Raw genomic sequence first — 17,769 nt, 5'->3', positions numbered from 1 at the left:
CCGATAAGCCCAGCGGTCACACCGGTTCGGAATCGTTTTCGAGCTGGCTCGTCCTGGCCCGCAGCCATGCCGTCAGCTGGCGGACGCGTCCGTCGTGCTCGGGTGATTGACGGCTGAGGAGGTGGTAGCTGGTGCCGTCGGGGACGAAACCGAAGGGTGCGACGAGTTGCCCTCGCTCCAGGTCGTCGCGGACGACGGCATACGGGGCGATGGCGACCCCGACGCCGGCCGCGGCGGCCTGGAGGGTCAGGTAGAAGTGCTCCAGGGTCTGCTGGGAGGCGGGCTCTGCTTTCATGCCGGTGATACGTCGCCAGTCGTCCCAAGCCTGAGGCCGTGTAGCGGTGTGCAGAAGGGCTACCTGCGATACGCCGGCGGCGCCGGTCAGGCGGGTCGCGAGATCGGGCCGACAGACGGGTCCGATCCGCTCTGCGAACAGGCGGGTCCGGCTCACCTCTTCGGGGAACGGGAAGTCGTCCCGGCGGATCGCCAGGTCGATGTTGTCCCGCTCGAAGAAGACAGGGCCGCCGCCCGCGGACAGGTGGACTGCGACGTCCGGCACGTCCACGGCTAGATCCGGTAGCCGGGGAATGAGCCATCGCATCAGGAGTGTGGGCTCACACGACAGCGTGAGCGGTGCTGCGGGTGTGCGGTGTGAGATCTGCCGGGCTGCCGCATCGATCTGATCGAGCGCGTCCCGGACGACGGCCGCCAGCTGGCGAGCCTGCGGGGTCGGGCGCAGGGCGCGTGTCTGTCGCTCGAACAGTGATATTCCAAGGGACCGTTCCAGGTTCTGGACCTGTCGGCTCACCGCGCCATGCGTGACATGCAGCTCCTGCGCCGCCGCGGTCATGCTCGCGTGCCGGACGGCCGCTTCGAAGGGCAGCAGCGTATTCAGAGGAGGAAGGGCCGACCATCGCACGCGTGAATATTACTCACAGATCTTGTGAGAATGAATCGTTTGTCCTGCACTTTCACCTGAACGACTATTGATCCGGTCACAGAGAAGGGTGGCTGACGGAGAGGTTGGGCCATGACATTCCGCAACGACGTGCGGCAGGGGATCGCCATCCTGGCGGATGACCTCACCAGCGCGGGGGACGGTGCCGCGCCGTTCCGTCAGGCAGGTCACGACGCCCGGATCCTGCTCACGAGCACAGCAAGCGTGCCGCGGCACGCCGTGGGCGTGAGCGCGGTGGACCTTGGGAGCCGGGTGCTGGACGAGGAGGCCGCCGCTTCGCGTACGTGGCGGGCGGCCCGCCTGTTCGCCGGCTCCGAGTTGCTCTTCAAAACGGTGGATTCCACCCTGCGCGGTCATGTCGCGGCAGAGGTCCGGGCTGCATGGGCGGGATCGGGGAGGCGGGCCGTCGTCATCGCTCCGGCCTTCCCCGCGGAGGGCAGAGTGACGGTGGAGGGGGTCCAGTACGTGCGGGGCGTACCGGTCCACGAGAGCGACTACGCCCGCGACCCGGTACACCCCGTGCGGTGCTCGGACCTCGCCACGCTGTTCCCGGAGGCCGTTCTCGGCCAGCCGGACCGGGCAGCCGAGCTGCCCGAACTGATCGGTAACGGTGACCTGATCGTCTACTCCGCCGCCGAAGACGGCGACCTCGACCGTCTGGTGGCAGCGGTGCCGCGGCTTGACGAAGTGCTGTGGGTCGGCTCCCCAGGTCTGGCGGCCGCCCTGGCCCGAAGGTGTGCACGCGCTACGGGCAGCGCCGCATCACTGCCCGCCCCGGCCCGACGTCCACTGATCGTGGTCGGCAGCACCAACCCGGCGACCCGACGGCAGTTGGTCAAGCTACGCACCAGGGTGGACGTCCAGGGTGTCACCGTCGGCGTCGATCCGGCCCCGGCCGTGGAGACGCTGCGAGGCCTGACGGCCCCCACCCTCACCCTGCAGACACCCGATGAACGCCACACGCCACAGACCGCACAAGTCCTCGCCCGCGCTCAGGCGGCAGTCGTCCAGGCGCTGGCCGAGGACCACACGGTCGACGCCCTGGTCATCACCGGGGGAGAAACGGCCACCACCGTGCTCCAGCCCCTTGGCGCCACCGGCATCGACCTGCTCGACGAACCCGAACCCGGCGTCGTCCGCGGATCTCTGATCGGCCGACTCCCCCTTTCCGTGCTGATCAAGGCAGGCGGCTTCGGCGACGACGCCATGCTCCTGCGCCTGTGCCACCTCATGCGACATCGCCTCGATCCAGGAGAGCACGCATGACCCCGATCGCCATCACCATGGGCGACCCCTGCGGAATCGGCCCCGAGATCACCCTCAAAGCGTGCGCCGATTCCCGGCGCACCGTGCCGGTCGTCGTCATCGGCGACATGGACGTCCTCGCCCGCGCCAACAAGATCGCCGACACCCACCTCGCACTCCGCTCCATCTCATCAGTCGACCAGGCGAAGTTCGCACCCGGCACGGTGGATGTCCTCGAAGAGAACGGCCTTCCGGCCGACCTGCCCTGGGGCATGCTCGACGCCCGAGCCGGAGCGGCGTCCTTCCAGTACGTCCGCCGCGGTATCCAGCTCGCGATGGCCCACGAGATACGGGCTCTGGTGACCGCGCCGATCAACAAGGAAGCACTGCGCTTGTCCGGCGTCCCCTACCCCGGGCACACCGAGATCCTCGCCGACCTGTCCGGCACCACGGACTACGCGATGATGATGGCCACCGACGAACTGCGGATCGTCCTGGTCACCGTGCACCAGTCACTCCGCACCGCAATCGACGCGATAACCACAGCTCGCGTGCTCGACATCATCCGCCTCACCCACCGCACACTCCAGCGCAGCGGCCTGCCTGCCCCCCGCATCGCCGTCGCCGGCCTCAACCCCCACGCAGGGGAGAACGGCCTTTTCGGCCGCGAGGACCTGGACATCATCACCCCCGCCATCGAGACCGCGCAGGGCGAAGGCATCCAGGCCAGCGGCCCCTGGCCCGCCGACACCGTCTTCATGCGAGCCCGCGCCGGAGCCTTCGACGCCGTGGTCGCCCAGTACCACGACCAGGGCCTCATCCCCGTCAAGTACCTGGGGATCGAACACGGCGTCAACATCACCATCGGCCTGCCCTTCGTCCGCACCAGCGTCGACCACGGCACCGCCTTCGACATCGCCGGTCTCGGCACGGCCGACCACACCAGCCTGCTCGCCGCCCTGACGCACGCCGATCGCCTGTCCTCAGGGGCGCCGGACCGCCCCTGACCCACCGGCTCACATCAGCCCCGGAACAGAAGACCGCAGGACACCATGGACTTCATCTTCATGCTCACCCGCGACGACCGCACCGTCACGGACTGCCTCGAGGTCCTCGACACCATCGAGGAACTCGGCATCACCCACATCGGATTCAAAGACATCGGTGTTGACCCCGACACCCTCGCCAAGCTCCACACCCGCATCAAGGACTTGGGCGCCACCACCTACCTCGAAGTCGTCAGCACCCACCGGGACCAGGCTCTTGCCTCGGTACGGACGGCCACCGAACTCGGCGTCGACTGGCTGATGGGCGGCACCTGGATCGAGGAGACCCTCAACGTCCTGCACGGCACATCTATCGGCTACCTGCCCTTCCCCGGAGAACCCCTGGGGCACCCAACCCGCCTCGCCGGCACCCCGGACCGCATCGCCGATGACTGCCGACGAGCGGAGGCCGCCGGCTGCGCCGGCGTCGACCTCCTCGCGTACCGCGCCACCGATGCCGACCCTCTCGACCTGGTCCGCGCCGCCCGCGCCGCCACCACCGGCCGCCTGGTCGTCGCCGGCTCCATCACCAGCACCGACCAGATACAGGCGCTCGCATCAGCCGGAGCCGACGCCTTCACCATCGGATCCGCCGCTTTCGATGGCTCCCTGCAGCCCCACGCCGGCACCCTCCGATCCCAACTGGCCCCCGTGGTGGGTCTGTAGCGAGAGCCACCCCCGGGAACACGGGGTGACGGTGGCCAGGTCCACCGGGCCCACGTGCCACCCCTCGAAAAAAGGCAGTTCGCCACCTGTCCGGCAGCCTCTTGACTCCCCTCCCGGACACTGCCAACCTCTGTGCCAGATTCCAGCATGCCATTCCACAATGCGGCATGAAGGGGATGCCGAGATGCAACGGTTGCGTTGCTTCTTGAATCGCACAGCTCCACGTCGGGGGCCAGTAATCGCCCCGCGTTACGAAAGGAAGTCCTGTGTCAGCTGCGAGGAAACGTGTAGCCGTCGTCGGTACGGGCACGATGGGCAGCCAGGCCGCCTGGCGGCTGGCGGCACGGGGCGCCGAAGTCGTCGGCTACGACCGGTTCGCGCCCGGTCACGACCGCAGCGCCGCAGGCGGTGAGACCCGGGTCTTCCGCAGCGTGCAGACCCACGACGGCCGCTATGTGCCGCTCGTCCGGCACGCCGACGCCCTCTGGAAGCAGTTGCAGGCGGAGACCGGGCGGGAACTGCGCCGCCTGACCGGAGCCCTGGTCATGGGGCCGGCCGACGACCCCGAGATGCGTACCGTCATGGACGGCATCGCCGAGCACGGCCTCGACCACGAGGTGATCGACGCCGAGGCGATGGCCAAGCGTTTCCCGCAATTCCGCGTCGACGACGGCGATCTGGTGGTCCTGGACTCCCACGCGGGGTTCGTCCGCCCCGAGCTGACGGTCCAGACCGCGGCCCGGCGCGCCGAGGAACTGGGCGCCCGGATCCGCCGCTACACGCCGGTGCGGGAAGTCACTCCCATCGCCGGGGGAGGCGTGGAGATTCGCACCGACACCGACACGGAACGCTTCGACGCCGCGGTCGTCACCCCCGGCCCGTGGGTGGGCGACCTGCTGCCCGACCTGCCGTGGGAAGTGAGCGTCTACCGCGCGATCAGCGCCTGGTTCCTGCCCCACCAGGACCACCCGGCAGACGCCGAGCGTCCCGCCTTCATCCGCCGCGGCGACATCCCCTTCTACGGCATCCCGTCCCCGGATGGCCTGGCCGTCAAGCTCGGCCTGCCCCAGGCCCACCACAAGCCCGTGGACGACCCGAACCGGCTGAACCGGACCGTCGCACCGGAGGAACTGGAGACCTTCACCATGGCAGTGCGGCGCCACCTGCCCGGCCTGAACCCCGACCCGGTACGGCTGTCCGTCTTCATGGAGGGCTACACCGACAGCACCCGGCCGCTGGTCGGCCCCCTGCCGGGCTGCGACGACATCGTCCTGCTGGCCGGCTTCTCCGGCCAGGGCTTCAAGCTCTCGCCCGCCATGGGCGACATCGCCGCGGACCTCGCCCTGGAGGGCCGCACCTCCCAGCCGATCGACTTCATCACCACAAACGGCCGCACGGCGGCCTGAGTTCGAAAGAGGTAAGCCATGACCCTGTCCATCGGCCCGTTGCGTGCCGAGCCCGGCCAGAAGACCCGCGGGAGCCTGCCCGCCGACCTCGGCACCACGGCGGTGGACGTTCCCCTGATCCTCGTCAACGGCTCCCGTCCCGGCCCCAGGGTCGTGATCACCGGTGGTGTCCACGGCGGCGAGTTCATCGGCGTCGACGCCACCACGCGCCTGGCCGGACTGCTGGAACCGGAGGAGGTCGCCGGCCAGGTGGTGATCTGCCCCGTGGCCAATCCGCCGGCCGTCTACGGGGGCAGGCTCAACATCTCCCCGCTGGACGGCGTCAACATCAACCGCGTCTTCCCCGGCAACAAGGACGGCGGCCCCACCGACCGGATGGCGGCCTGGCTGTTCGAGAACTTGATCGACGGCGCCGACGCCTACGTGGACCTGCACAGCGGCGGCATCGACCAGCACCTGCTCGATTTCGTCGGATACCGCCTGACCTCCGACGACGAGCTGGACGCGAAGAACAAGGCGATGGCCCACGCGGTCGGATACGAACGGGTCATCTTCGGCGCCAGCCCGGACGGTGGCAACAGCCACGCCGCCGCGAACCGGCAGGGCATCCCCGCGATCCTCGTCGAGACCGGACAACTCGGCGACCGCGACCCCGCCACCGTGCGCAGGCTGCTCGACGGCCTGTACCGGCTCCTGCACCACCTCGGCGTCATCGAGTCGCCGCAGCACCTCGCACCGGTGACCGTGCAGCCGCGCGACTGGATCTGGACGGGCGAGGTCGAGTCTCCGGCCGGAGGCCTCTGGTACCCCGACGCGGTCACAGGCGACGAGGTGACCGAGGGGCAGACCATCGGCCGCATCATCGACCCGATCGACGGCGCCGAACACAAGGTCTCCGCCGTCTCCACCGGAACGATCATCTACAACATGAACGGGCTGACCGTGCGCCCCGGCACACACCTCGCCGCCATCGCCACCCCCCACGACTGACGGGCCGCATGCCCGCCCACTGATTCCACCCCCCACCCAACTCCATCTTTGCGGTCTGTCGTCGCCGGCCACATCGACGCAGGTCAACGCCGTATCCGAACGGAGCGCTTCAGGTGGCGGGGCTGACGAGGTCCTGGGTGCCGAGCACGGTCAGCAGGGCGAGGCGTTCGGCGTCCTCGGTGCCGGGTTCGGCCGTGTAGACCATGATCCGCAGGTCGCTGCCCGCCACGGTGAGGACGTCGCAGTCCAGCGTCACGGGCCCGACCTGCGGGTGGTCGATCGTCTTACGGGAGGCCTCGTGACGGCCGGTGGCGCCCGCGTCCCACAGCTCGGCGAACCGCTCGCTGCCCGCGCGCAGGTCCGCGATCAGCCGCTGCAGCCGCCGGTCGGCCGGGTAGCGTTCGGCGGCCGCGCGCAGGTCGGCGACGAGCGCGGCCTCGTGATCGCGCTGCGTCTGCGGCGTGCGCCGGGCCCCGGTGCCCGGGCCGAGGAAGTGGCGCCACACGCCATTGCGCTCGTTGCCACGCCGGGCGGAGGGGTCGCCCATCAGGGCCGCGTACGGCGCATTGGCCACGAGGAGGGTCCAGTACGCGTCGAAGACCGCCACAGGCGTCTCCGTCAGCCGGTCGAGCAGCCGCTGGACGCTCGGGGTGATATACGCCGGCACCGTCTCCGGCCCCGGCGGCGCGAGCCCGGCCAGCCGGAACAGGTGTGCACGCTCCTCCTCCGACAGCCGCAGCGCACGGGCGAGGGCCTCGACGACCTGGCTCGAGGGGTTGGTGGCGCGGCCCTGCTCGAGCCGGGTGACATAGTCGACGGAGATCCCGGCGAGCATGGCCAGTTCCTCGCGGCGCAGGCCGGCTGCGCGCCGCTGCCCGCCCGTCGGCAACCCCGCCGCCTCGGGCAGGACCCGGTCGCGCCAGCGGCGCACCGCCTTGCCGAACTCCGCCGTCGCCATGCGACCAGTGTGCCCCGTCGGCGGCGGACGTTCCTGGTACCGCCGGTCCCAGGAAGACGGGACTCCTGGCTCCGCGCTCGGGCGGGACGGACGGTGGAGGCATGACGACAACACTGATCACCGGAGCGAACAAGGGTCTCGGCTTCGAGACCGCCCGCCGCCTCATCGCCGCGGGCCACACCGTCTACGTCGGCAGCCGGGACGCCGCGCGCGGCCTCCGCGCGGCCGGGCAGCTGGGCGCGCGGGCGCGGGCCGTGCAACTCGACGTCACCGACGACGCGTCCGTCGCGGCCGCGGTGAAGACGATCGAGGCCGACGGCGGACTGGACGTGCTGGTCAACAACGCCGGCATCGAGGCACGGGGCTCGAACAACGAGGTGGCCGGGGCCGCCGACGTCACCGCCGACATGATGCGGGAGGTCTTCGAGACCAACGTCTTCGGCACCGTGCGCATCACGCACGCGTTTCTGCCGCTGCTGCAGCGGTCCGCTGCCCCGGTCGTGGTCAACCTCAGCAGCGGCCTGGCCTCGATCGCGCACATGGCCGACCCGGGCCACCCGGCCGCCGCCTACCCCGGCGTCGCGTACCCGGCGTCGAAGACCGCGGTCAACATGATCACCGTGCAGTACGCGAAGGCGTTCCCGAACATGCGGATAAACGCAGTGGAGCCCGGCTTCACCAAGACCGACCTGAACGGGAACACCGGCGACCAGACGGTCGAGGAGGGTGCCGAGATCATCGTCCGCATGGCACAGGTGGGCCCGGACGGCCCCACCGGGGGGTACTTCGACGCAGAAGGGCCCCTGCCCTGGTAAGCGTCCGGAGCCGGCTTCTTGCATGAGGGCCACAGCGGCTACTCGGTCACAGATGCCAGCCCGGATACGGGTCCGCCCCGGCTGGGCGAGTGCCAGCCGGGGCGGACGGGGTTACGGACGGGCGACCGTCGTCAGCTGAGGGACGCGAGCGCCTCGTTCCAGGTGGCCGACGGGCGCATGACCTCGGCGGCCTTGGCCGGGTCGGGCTGGTAGTAGCCGCCGATGTCGGCCGGCTTGCCCTGGACGGCGATCAGCTCGTCGACGATCGTCTGCTCCTGCGCGGTGAGCGTCTCGGCGAGCGGGGCGAAGGCCTTGGCCAGGTCCGCGTCGTCGGTCTGCTTGGCCAGCTCCTGGGCCCAGTACAGGGACAGGTAGAAGTGGCTGCCGCGGTTGTCGATGCCGCCGACGCGACGGGTCGGCGACTTGTCCTCGTTGAGGAAGGTCGCCGTGGCACGGTCCAGGGTGTCGGCGAGGACCTGGGCGCGCGCGTTGCCCGTGGTCTTCGCGTACTGCTCGAGGGACGGGACGAGGGCGAAGAACTCACCCAGCGAGTCCCAGCGCAGGTAGTTCTCCTTGACCAGCTGCTGGACGTGCTTCGGCGCGGAGCCGCCGGCGCCCGTCTCGAACAGCCCGCCACCCGCCATCAGCGGGACGACCGACAGCATCTTGGCGCTGGTGCCCAGCTCCAGGATCGGGAACAGGTCGGTCAGGTAGTCACGCAGGACGTTGCCGGTGACGGAGATCGTGTTCTCGCCGCGGCGGATGCGCTCCACCGACAGCTTGGTCGCCTCGACCGGGGACAGGATGCGGATGTCCAGGCCCTCGGTGTCGTGCTCCGGCAGGTACTGCTTGACCTTGGCGATCAGGTTGGCGTCGTGGGCGCGGGTCTCGTCCAGCCAGAAGACGGCCGGGTCGCCGGTGGCGCGGGCGCGGGTGACGGCCAGCTTGACCCAGTCCTTGATCGGGGCGTCCTTGGTCTGGCAGGCGCGGAAGATGTCACCGGCCGAGACGGTCTGCTCGATCACGACGTTGCCGGCCTGGTCGACGAGGCGGACCGTGCCCGTGGTCGGGATCTCGAAGGTCTTGTCGTGGCTGCCGTACTCCTCGGCCTTCTGTGCCATGAGGCCGACGTTCGGGACGGAGCCCATGGTCGACGGGTCGTAGGCGCCGTTGGCGCGGCAGTCGTCGATCACGGCCTGGTAGACGCCGGAGTAGGAGGAGTCCGGCAGGACCGCGAGGGTGTCGGCCTCCTGGCCGTCCGGGCCCCACATGTGGCCGGAGGTGCGGATCATGGCCGGCATGGAGGCGTCGACGATCACGTCGGACGGGACGTGCAGGTTGGTGATGCCCTTGTCGGAGTCGACCATCGCCAGGGCCGGGCCCTCGGCGAGCTCGGCGTCGAAGGAGGCCTTGATCTCGGCGCCCTCGGGCAGGGCCTCGAGGCCCTTGAAGATGCCGCCGAGGCCGTCGTTCGGGGTGAGGCCGGCCGCGGCGAAGACCTCGCCGTACTTGGCGAACGTCTTCGGGAAGAAGGCGCGCACGACGTGACCGAAGACGATCGGGTCGGAGACCTTCATCATCGTGGCCTTGAGGTGCACGGAGAAGAGGACGCCCTCCTCCTTGGCGCGGGCGACCTGCGCGGCGAGGAACTCGCGCAGCGCGGCCACACGCATCACGGACGCGTCGACGACCTCGCCCTCGAGGACCGGTACGGACTCGCGCAGGACGGTGGTGGAGCCGTCGTCGCCCTTCAGCTCGATACGGAGCGAGCCGGCCTCGGAGATCACGACGGACTTCTCGGTGGAGCGGAAGTCGTCCACGCCCATCGTCGCGACGTTCGTCTTGGACTCGGGGGTCCAGGCGCCCATGCGGTGCGGGTGCGTCTTGGCGTAGTTCTTGACCGAGGCGGGGGCGCGGCGGTCGGAGTTGCCCTCACGCAAGACCGGGTTCACGGCGGAACCCTTGACCTTGTCGTAGCGGGCGCGGATCTCGCGCTCCTCGTCGGTCTTCGGGTCGTCCGGGTAGTCCGGCAGCGCGTAACCCTGGCCCTGCAGCTCGGCGATCGTGGCCTTCAGCTGCGGGATGGACGCCGAGATGTTCGGCAGCTTGATGATGTTGGCCTCGGGCGTCTTGGCGAGCTCGCCGAGCTCCGAGAGCGCGTCCGGGATGCGCTGGTCCTCTTGGAGGTACTCCGGGAAGACGGCGATGATGCGCCCGGCCAGCGAGATGTCACGGGTCTCCACAGTGACACCCGCCTGCGAGGCGTACGCCTGGACCACGGGCAGGAACGAATACGTCGCCAGGGCCGGGGCCTCGTCAGTGTGCGTATAGATGATGGTCGAGTCAGTCACCGGGTGCTCCGCTCCACGTCTGCAACATTGCTCGACATCAAGATATCTCGTGTTGGGGTCCCTGCCGAAAGGGCCCTGCCGGTCCCGTCCCGCGGCGGGACGGAACCGGCTTTCCGGGCATTTCAGGGAATCAGCCGCTCTTGATCCTCAGGAACGTGACGGAGTTGCCCGGGAAGGTGTACGTGAACGTGTCCGCGACCCCGTCGAAGGTGGACGTGACGGGGGCGACCGGCGTGGCCGTCTCGCTGTTCACGGCATCGGGCGCGGCCTTCAGCGTGGTGACGGCCGCCTTGGAGGCCACCTTCGCCCCGCCGAGGTCGATGGACGTCCGGGCATCCGCAGCCTGCGCGTTGACGACCTTGACGATCAGGTCGCCGGTCTTGGCGTCGCGCGTGACGACCTGGCGGAACGGCTCGGCGGGCTTGTCGTCCGTGAAGCTGCCCCACTCCTGGCCGTCGAGGTACAGGGTCACCTGGCGGCCGCGCACCTTGACGTGGATGTCGTAGGTACGGCCCGTCTCGATCGACCCGGCCTTGGAGATCAGCGTGGACTTGCCGCCGTCCACGGCCTGCTCGACCGCGGACTGGGTGTTGTTCCAGCCGCCCAGGTTCCACCAGTAGTAGTTACCGGTGTCCTTCACGCCGAAGGCGACGAGGAAGCCCTCCTTGCCGGACTTCTTGGTGGCCTTCACCTGCAGGTCGTAGTCGTGCCAGGACGTGTCGCCCGCCGAGACCATGGTGTTCTCGGCGGCCACGTCGGTCTGCACGTACTGCCCGTCCTGGATGCTCCAGCTGCCGCCACCGGTGTGGGTCCACTTCGAGGCGTCGCCGGAGAAATCGTCGCTGAGCAGCGTGGTGCCGTCCTCGCCGGTGACCTTGACGTCGTCGTACGCGGCGGTGGTCGCCCACGTCGAGAGGCCGACGGCGCCCGAGATCGGGGCGGTGACGCTCGGCGTGGTGGTGGCCGTGCTCGGCACGACGCGGTCGCCGACGTTGTTCATGAACAGCTTCTGGACCTCGTAGTTGGCCGAGCCCCACGACGCGTGGTTGTTGAACCAGATCATGTCGGGGCTCCACTGCACGTAGTCCTCATTGGCGAGCAGCGGGGCGTACGAGGCGAGCTTGACGACGTCGGCGTTGCGCTCGAGGCCGGTCATGTACGCGGCTTCGGCGAGCGCGTTCTTGAAGGCGTTGCCCCAGGAGGCGTACTCACCGAGGAAGACCTTCGGGCCGTTCCTGTCGTAGGAGTCGTAGCGGTCGTTGTTCTGCAGGAACCACTGCGGGCTGTTGTAGTAGTGCTCGTCGACCATGTCGACGTTCGCCTCGCGGTTGAGCTTCCAGGCGGTGTCGAAGGTGCTACCCGAGTCGTCGGGGCCGGAGTTCGAGACCACCGTGATGTCCGGGTACTTCGCCTCGATGGCGGCGCGGAACTGCTTGAAGCGGGCGAAGAACTCGTTCGGCAGGTTCTCCTCGTTGCCGACGCCGATGTGAGTGAGGTGGAAGGGCCTGGGGTGTCCCATCTCGGCGCGCTTCTTGCCCCACTCGCTGGTCACGGGGCCGTTGGCGAACTCGATCAGATCGAGGGTGTCCTGGATGTGCCGCTTGAGCAGCGCGTCGTCGTCGGTGGCCTTGTTCTGGCCGCAGCCGGTCACCAGGGCCGGGACGACCGGCAGCGGCATCGCGCCGATGTCCTCGGCGAACTGGAAGTACTCGTAGTAGCCGAGCCCGTAACTCTGGTTGTAGCCCCAGAAGTTGGCGTTGGTCGCGCGCTGCTCGACCGGGCCGATGGTGTCCTTCCACTGGTACGAGCGCTTGCGCTGCCAGCCGGACGCCTCGTCGTACCCCTCCATGCTGCCCGTGTTGACCAGGCAGCCGCCGGGGAAGCGGAGGAAGCCGGGGTGCAGGGCGGCGATCTTCTCGGCGAGGTCCTTGCGGAGGCCGTTCGGGCGGCCCTTGTAGGTGTCGCGCGGGAAGAGGGAGATCATGTCGAGGCGGGCGGTGCCGCTGCCGTGGGCGGTGACGGCGAGGCGGCCCGCGGTGCTGTCGGTGACGGCCGTGAGCGTTCCCGTGTACTTGGCCCACTTGTCGCCCCGGGCGGTGAGTTCCAGGGAAGGGGCGAGCGTGGTGCCGTCGCTACTTGCGAGGGACACGGTGAGGGGCGTTCCGTCGGCGCTGTCGGTGCGGGCCCACACGGAGAAGTCGTACTTCTTGCCCTTCTCGACCCTGATGCCTGTGTTGTAGCCGGAGTTGACGACGCCCGTGCCGGCATCCGTGCCGTCGAGGTCCACGCGGAGGTAGTTGCGGTTCCGCTCGTTCAGGCGGCCGCCGTCGTTCACGACCTTCGCCGTGCCCGAACCCTGGGTCGCCCAGGAGGTCAGCGGCGTGTAGGAGCCGTTGTCCGCGGTGCTGTACTCGAAGGACCGATTCTGCACGAGCTCGGCGTAGAGCCCGCCGTCGGCGGCGCGGTTGATGTCCTCGAAGAAGACCCCGTACATCGTGTCGTCGATCTTCGCGCCGGTGCTCTTCGGGTCGACGGTGATCGAGTAGTCGGTGGCGTCGTCGGCGGCGGCATTCACGGGGGCCGGGACGACGGCGGTGGCGGTCAGGAGAGCGGTGGCCGTGAGGCCGAGTCTCCAGCGGGTGCGAGTCCCGTTGGGGGTGTGGGTGCGGCTACGTGGCATGGATACTCCGCGGCTCGTTTGTTCGGAATATCGGACGATGGTCAATAACCCGAACGGCAAGATAGGGAGGGGGCCGAGGTGCGTCAATGGGTCGCGCAGGGGCAGTTGAGACGAAAGTCGACTCCAAGTCCCGGCGGGCCGACGTTGATTGACGCTTCGCCAGGAGAGCAGCCATAGGGTTCTGACCTGCGTGAATCCGGCGCGGGTAGGCTCGGACCGAGGCCGGACCTAGGCCGGACCGGGGCCGGACAGGGAGGTGGCAGAGCATGGACGACTTCTGGCCGGTGCCCGACGTGCTGGCCTACCTGGCCGGAAGCTGGGACGTGGACCGCACCGTACGGGACCTCGCGAGCGGCGCGGAGGGACACTTCAGCGGTACGACCGTGTTCGGGCCGCTGAACAGCGGCGATGGCCTCCTGCACGAGGAGTCCGGCACGTTCGTGTGGCAGGGCACACCGCGGCCCGCCGAACGCACGCTCCGTTTCCTGCCCGGCCCGTCGGCCGGAGCCGCGCTGGTCCAGTTCTCCGACGGGCGCCCGTTCCACGACCTGGACCTGACCTCGGGCCACCATGTCGCCGACCACCCGTGCGCGGCGGACCTCTACCGGGGCGAGTTCACGGCGCAGAGCGCCGACAGGTGGCGCACGGTGTGGCGGGTGAAGGGCCCGACGAAGGATCTGGTACTGGTCACGGAGTACACCAGGCGGTAGGGGCGAGGCCACCGCCACCGCCGCTGTGGGCAATCGTTCCGCAGGGCGATGGGGGTACCTCCCATGCCCTTAAGGCAATGGGGGAGGGTGGGCACAGCGGAACCCCTCTGCGTAGGGCACGCTGTTCAACCCCCGGCCAGCCCCGACGCCGGGTCAGCCCCCAGACCGCAACACCCGCGACAAGCCAAGTGCAGCGGTCCGTACCGCCGGCGCCAGCTGCGCCGGCCGATACCGCGCCCGCGGCACCGCGACGGACAGCGCGGCGACAGCGACGGCCCCGTCGAAGACGGGGGCCGCGATGCAGCTCACCCCGAGCGCGGCCTCCTGCTCCTCGTACGCCAGGCCCGATACCTGCGCCTGCTCGATCGCCGTACGCAGGCGGGCCGGGTCGGTGATCGAGTACGGGGTCAGGCTGGGCAGGGGCTGCGCGAGCACCTCCTCGGCGAGCTCGGCGCCGGAGAAGGCCAGCAGGGCCTTGCCCACACCGGTGCAGGTGAGCGGGAGCCTGCCGCCGATCCGGGAGGGCAGCGGCAGCACGTCGTGCCCGTGGATCCGCTCGACGTAGACGACCTCGTGGCCCTCGCGGACCCCGAGGTGCACGGTCTCGCGGGTGGCCTCGAAGAGGTCCTGCAGAAACGGCAGCGCCGCCTCGCGGAGGTCCTGGCGGCGCGGGACCAGCGAGCCGAGTTCGAAGAGCTTGCCGCCCAGCCGGTACGTGTCGCCTGTGCGCTCCAGAAGACCGAGTCGTACGAGGTCGGCCGCGATCCGGAAGACGGTGGTCTTGGTGAGGCCGGTGCGCTCGGCGAGTTCCGTCAGGCGGTACGTCCCGCCGTCCGGACGGAAGGTTTCGAGGAGGGTGACGGCCTTGTCCAGCATGTTGCCGCCCGAGCTGTTCCGTGTCACGGAACAAACTTTGGCGCACGAACGACGCCCCGTCTATACCAGAGGTGTCGCGGGCACGGGCGCCGCTCCGGCTGCCGTCACCCGCACTCGTATCCGCATCCGTTCGGTCCCGCCCCGTTCCCGTCCCGGAGGTGTCGCATGTCAGCGCCCCGCACCACGTCCAGCGCCCCTCGGCGGTGCGTCGCATGAGCTCCGACGCCCTTTCCCCCGCCGTGACCAAGGCTGCCGACGCCCTGGTGGAGGCCACCCGCACCGGCGTCGCGTGCCCTCCCGTACGCGCCCTCCTCGGCGACGCGGACATCGACGCGGCCTACGCCGTGCAGCGGCTGAACGTCGAGCGCGGCGTGGCCGCGGGCCGCCGTATCGTCGGCCGCAAGATCGGCCTGACGTCGCCGGCCGTGCAGGCCCAGCTCGGCGTCGGCCAGCCCGACTTCGGCGCGCTGTTCGCGGACATGGCCGTCGCCGACGGCGGCACGGTCGAGGCGGGGCGGCTCCTGCAGCCCAAGGTGGAGGCCGAGGTTGCTCTGGTCCTCGGTGCCGACCTGCCGCACCGCGACTGCACTGTGGCCGATGTGCTGCGCGCGGTCGACTTCGCGCTGCCCGCCCTGGAGCTCGTCGACAGCCGTATCGCGGGCTGGGACATCACCATCGTCGACACCGTCGCCGACAACGCCTCGTCCGGTCTGTTCGTGCTCGGCGGCACGCCCGTGCCGCTGACGCAGGTGGACCTGCGCGGCGTCCGTATGTCGATGACCAGCGGCGACAAGACGGTCTCCGAGGGCACCGGCGCCGACTGCCTGGGCGGCCCGCTCAACGCCGCCGTGTGGCTCGCCTCCACCCTCGCCGCCATGGGCGACCCGCTGCGCGCCGGCGACGTCGTCCTGACCGGTGCGCTCGGCCCGATGGCCGTCGCGGCCCCGGGCGACACGTTCGAGGCATCCATCTCCGGCCTGGGCACGGTCCGCGTCGCGTTCGCCCCCGAAGGAGACAACCGGTGAGCACCAGCACTCCCGCACCCGAAGCCGGCGCCCGCACCAAGGTGGCCATCATCGGCTCGGGCAACATCGGCACCGACCTCATGATCAAGGTGCTCCGCCTGTCCGAGAGCCTCGAGATGGGCGTGATGGTCGGTATCGACCCCGAGTCCGACGGTCTGGCCCGCGCCCGCCGCTTCAAGGTGGCCACCACCCACGAGGGCGTCGACGGCCTGGTCAAGCTGGACGAGTTCGCGGACGTCGAGATCGTCTTCGACGCCACGTCCGCCGGTGCCCACCGCTACAACGACAAGGTGCTGCGCGACCTCGGCCGCACCGTCATCGACCTGACCCCGGCGGCCATCGGCCCGTACGTCGTCCCGCCCGTCAACCTCGACGACAACCTGGACGCGGGCAACGTCAACATGGTCACCTGCGGCGGGCAGGCCACCATCCCGATCGTCTCCGCCATCTCGGCCGTGACGCCGGTGCACTACGGCGAGATCGTCGCGTCCATCTCGTCCCGCTCGGCGGGCCCCGGCACCCGGGCCAACATCGACGAGTTCACCGAGACCACCTCCTCGGCCATCGAGAAGGTCGGCGGCGCCGCCCGCGGTAAGGCGATCATCATCCTCAACCCGGCCGAGCCGCCGCTGATCATGCGCGACACCGTGCACTGCCTGGTCTCGGAGTGCGACCAGGAGGCGGTCACGGCCTCCATCGAGGAGATGGTCGGCCGCGTCCAGGGCTACGTACCCGGATACCGCCTGAAGCAGAAGGTGCAGTTCGACCGCGTCGCCGCCGACGACCCGCTGCGCGGCCTCCTGCCGAAAGGCTCCCGCGTGACCGACGCGGTGAAGGTGTCGGTGTTCCTCGAGGTCGAGGGCGCCGCCCACTACCTGCCGTCGTACGCCGGAAACCTCGACATCATGACCTCGGCCGCGCTGCGCACCGCGGAACGCATGGCCGCACACCGCTCCAGCAAGGTGGCAGCCCGATGACCGCACAGCCCGACAGCACGCCCGCCCTGTACATCCAGGACGTCACCCTGCGCGACGGCATGCACGCCGTCCGGCACCGCTACACCGTCGAGCAGGCCCGTACGATCGCCGCCGCCCTGGACGCGGCGGGCGTCGCCGCCATCGAGATCGCCCACGGCGACGGCCTGTCCGGCTCGAGCATCAACTACGGGGTCGGCGCCCAGACCGACTGGGAGTGGATCGAGGCCGTCGCGGACGTCGCCCGCAACGCGATCCCCACCACCCTGCTGCTCCCCGGTATCGGCACCCTGCACGACCTCAAGCAGGCCCACGCGCTCGGCATCCGCTCGGTGCGCATCGCCACGCACTGCACCGAGGCCGACATCTCCGCCCAGCACATCGCCGCAGCCCGCGAGCTGGGCATGGACGTCGCCGGCTTCCTGATGATGTCCCACATGGCCGAGCCCACCGAACTCGCCCGCCAGGCCAAGCTGATGGAGTCGTACGGCGCCAACTGCGTGTACGTCACCGACTCCGGCGGCCGCCTGACCATGGACGGCGTACACGACCGCTTCCGCGCCTACCGCGACGTACTGGACCCGGCCACCGAGCTTGGCGTCCACGCGCACCACAACCTGGCCCTGGGCGTCGCCAACAGCGTCGTCGCCGTGGAGAACGGCTGCACGCGCGTCGACGCGTCGCTCGCCGGCCAGGGCGCGGGCGCGGGCAACTGCCCGCTGGAGGCGTTCATCGCCGTCGCCGACCTCATGGGGTGGAAGCACGGCTGCGACCTGTTCCCGCTCATGGACGCGGCCGACGACATCGTCCGCCCCCTGCAGGACCGCGAAGTCCGCGTGGACCGCGAGACCCTGAGCCTCGGTTACGCGGGCGTCTACTCCAGCTTCCTGCGCCACGCCGAGGCCGCGGCCGCCCGCTACGGCCTGGACACCCGCGCGATCCTGGTCGAGGTCGGCATGCGCGGCATGGTCGGCGGCCAGGAGGACATGATCACGGACGTCGCGCTGGACCTGGCGGCGCGCACGACCGCGCAGTCTGATCCCGCGGTCTGATCTGCTCGTCGGCCGGT

The 17,769-nt window shown here is 69.9% G+C and carries 15 protein-coding genes; 10 read left to right on the top strand and 5 right to left on the bottom strand.

The window, feature by feature from the left end; all coding sequences use genetic code 11:
• Positions 1-16: 16 nt before the first annotated feature.
• The gene (locus STSP_RS23005) at positions 17-919 is read right to left on the bottom strand and encodes a LysR substrate-binding domain-containing protein (protein WP_067281329.1); all 903 of its coding nucleotides are present in this window, start codon (positions 917-919) and stop codon (positions 17-19) included.
• Between the two features lie 111 nt (positions 920-1,030).
• Here STSP_RS23005 and STSP_RS23000 point away from each other — a divergent pair, with 111 nt between their 5' ends.
• From STSP_RS23000 to STSP_RS22980, 5 genes are all read left to right on the top strand, one after another.
• On the top strand, positions 1,031-2,224 hold the full coding sequence (locus STSP_RS23000) for a four-carbon acid sugar kinase family protein (RefSeq protein WP_067281327.1): 1,194 nt from the start codon (positions 1,031-1,033) through the stop codon (positions 2,222-2,224).
• A complete protein-coding gene (pdxA, locus tag STSP_RS22995) occupies positions 2,221-3,210 on the top strand; it encodes a 4-hydroxythreonine-4-phosphate dehydrogenase PdxA (RefSeq protein ID WP_067281324.1) in 990 nt (329 codons plus the stop codon). The genes STSP_RS23000 and pdxA overlap by 4 nt, the downstream gene beginning before the upstream one ends.
• Positions 3,211-3,255: 45 nt before the next feature.
• Positions 3,256-3,915: a HisA/HisF-related TIM barrel protein gene (locus STSP_RS22990; RefSeq protein WP_067281322.1), complete on the top strand. Its 660-nt coding sequence runs from the start codon at positions 3,256-3,258 to the stop codon at positions 3,913-3,915.
• Positions 3,916-4,181: 266 nt separating this feature from the next.
• Positions 4,182-5,321, top strand: a complete 1,140-nt coding sequence (gene solA / locus STSP_RS22985) for an N-methyl-L-tryptophan oxidase (RefSeq protein ID WP_067281319.1) — start codon at positions 4,182-4,184, stop codon at positions 5,319-5,321.
• An 18-nt stretch (positions 5,322-5,339) separates the two neighbouring features.
• Complete coding sequence (locus STSP_RS22980; protein ID WP_067281317.1) at positions 5,340-6,311, top strand: succinylglutamate desuccinylase/aspartoacylase family protein; 972 nt, start codon at positions 5,340-5,342, stop codon at positions 6,309-6,311.
• Between the two features lie 109 nt (positions 6,312-6,420).
• Here the strand turns inward: STSP_RS22980 and STSP_RS22975 are convergent, their stop codons facing one another.
• Positions 6,421-7,269 carry a helix-turn-helix transcriptional regulator gene (locus STSP_RS22975; protein ID WP_067281316.1) on the bottom strand — a complete coding sequence of 283 codons (849 nt, stop codon included), beginning with the start codon at positions 7,267-7,269 and terminating at the stop codon, positions 6,421-6,423.
• Between the two features lie 101 nt (positions 7,270-7,370).
• Here STSP_RS22975 and STSP_RS22970 point away from each other — a divergent pair, with 101 nt between their 5' ends.
• On the top strand, positions 7,371-8,084 hold the full coding sequence (locus STSP_RS22970) for an SDR family NAD(P)-dependent oxidoreductase (RefSeq protein WP_067281314.1): 714 nt from the start codon (positions 7,371-7,373) through the stop codon (positions 8,082-8,084).
• 131 nt (positions 8,085-8,215) lie between these two features.
• Here the strand turns inward: STSP_RS22970 and STSP_RS22965 are convergent, their stop codons facing one another.
• Positions 8,216-10,435 (bottom strand): NADP-dependent isocitrate dehydrogenase, encoded by a 2,220-nt coding sequence (locus STSP_RS22965; RefSeq protein WP_067281308.1) that lies wholly within the window; start codon positions 10,433-10,435, stop codon positions 8,216-8,218.
• A gap of 130 nt (positions 10,436-10,565) precedes the next feature.
• Positions 10,566-13,115 (bottom strand): alpha-L-arabinofuranosidase C-terminal domain-containing protein, encoded by a 2,550-nt coding sequence (locus STSP_RS22960; RefSeq protein ID WP_067281306.1) that lies wholly within the window; start codon positions 13,113-13,115, stop codon positions 10,566-10,568.
• 266 nt (positions 13,116-13,381) lie between these two features.
• On the opposite strand from STSP_RS22960, the gene STSP_RS22955 reads away from it, so the two are divergent.
• Positions 13,382-13,825, top strand: a complete 444-nt coding sequence (locus tag STSP_RS22955) for a DUF6314 family protein (protein ID WP_067281305.1) — start codon at positions 13,382-13,384, stop codon at positions 13,823-13,825.
• A gap of 153 nt (positions 13,826-13,978) precedes the next feature.
• On the opposite strand, the gene STSP_RS22950 is transcribed toward STSP_RS22955, so the two are convergent.
• A complete protein-coding gene (locus STSP_RS22950; protein ID WP_067281303.1) occupies positions 13,979-14,701 on the bottom strand; it encodes an IclR family transcriptional regulator in 723 nt (240 codons plus the stop codon).
• Positions 14,702-14,913: 212 nt separating this feature from the next.
• On the opposite strand from STSP_RS22950, the gene STSP_RS22945 reads away from it, so the two are divergent.
• From STSP_RS22945 to dmpG, 3 genes are read left to right on the top strand one after another with little or no spacing between them, the layout of a single operon-like run.
• Entirely contained in the window at positions 14,914-15,726 is an 813-nt protein-coding gene (locus STSP_RS22945; RefSeq protein ID WP_067281302.1) for a 2-keto-4-pentenoate hydratase, read from the top strand.
• Positions 15,723-16,703: an acetaldehyde dehydrogenase (acetylating) gene (locus STSP_RS22940; protein ID WP_078067416.1), complete on the top strand. Its 981-nt coding sequence runs from the start codon at positions 15,723-15,725 to the stop codon at positions 16,701-16,703. Before STSP_RS22945 ends, STSP_RS22940 begins: the two co-directional genes overlap by 4 nt.
• Positions 16,700-17,752 (top strand): 4-hydroxy-2-oxovalerate aldolase, encoded by a 1,053-nt coding sequence (gene dmpG, locus STSP_RS22935; RefSeq protein ID WP_067281300.1) that lies wholly within the window; start codon positions 16,700-16,702, stop codon positions 17,750-17,752. Before STSP_RS22940 ends, dmpG begins: the two co-directional genes overlap by 4 nt.
• Positions 17,753-17,769: the final 17 nt, after the last annotated feature.

Source organism: Streptomyces jeddahensis (assembly GCF_001642995.1).
In the GTDB taxonomy this organism is placed as follows: Bacteria; Actinomycetota; Actinomycetes; order Streptomycetales; family Streptomycetaceae; genus Streptomyces; species Streptomyces jeddahensis.
Note: the sequence above shows the minus strand (reverse complement) of the source record. Positions and strands in the feature narration are given on the sequence as shown.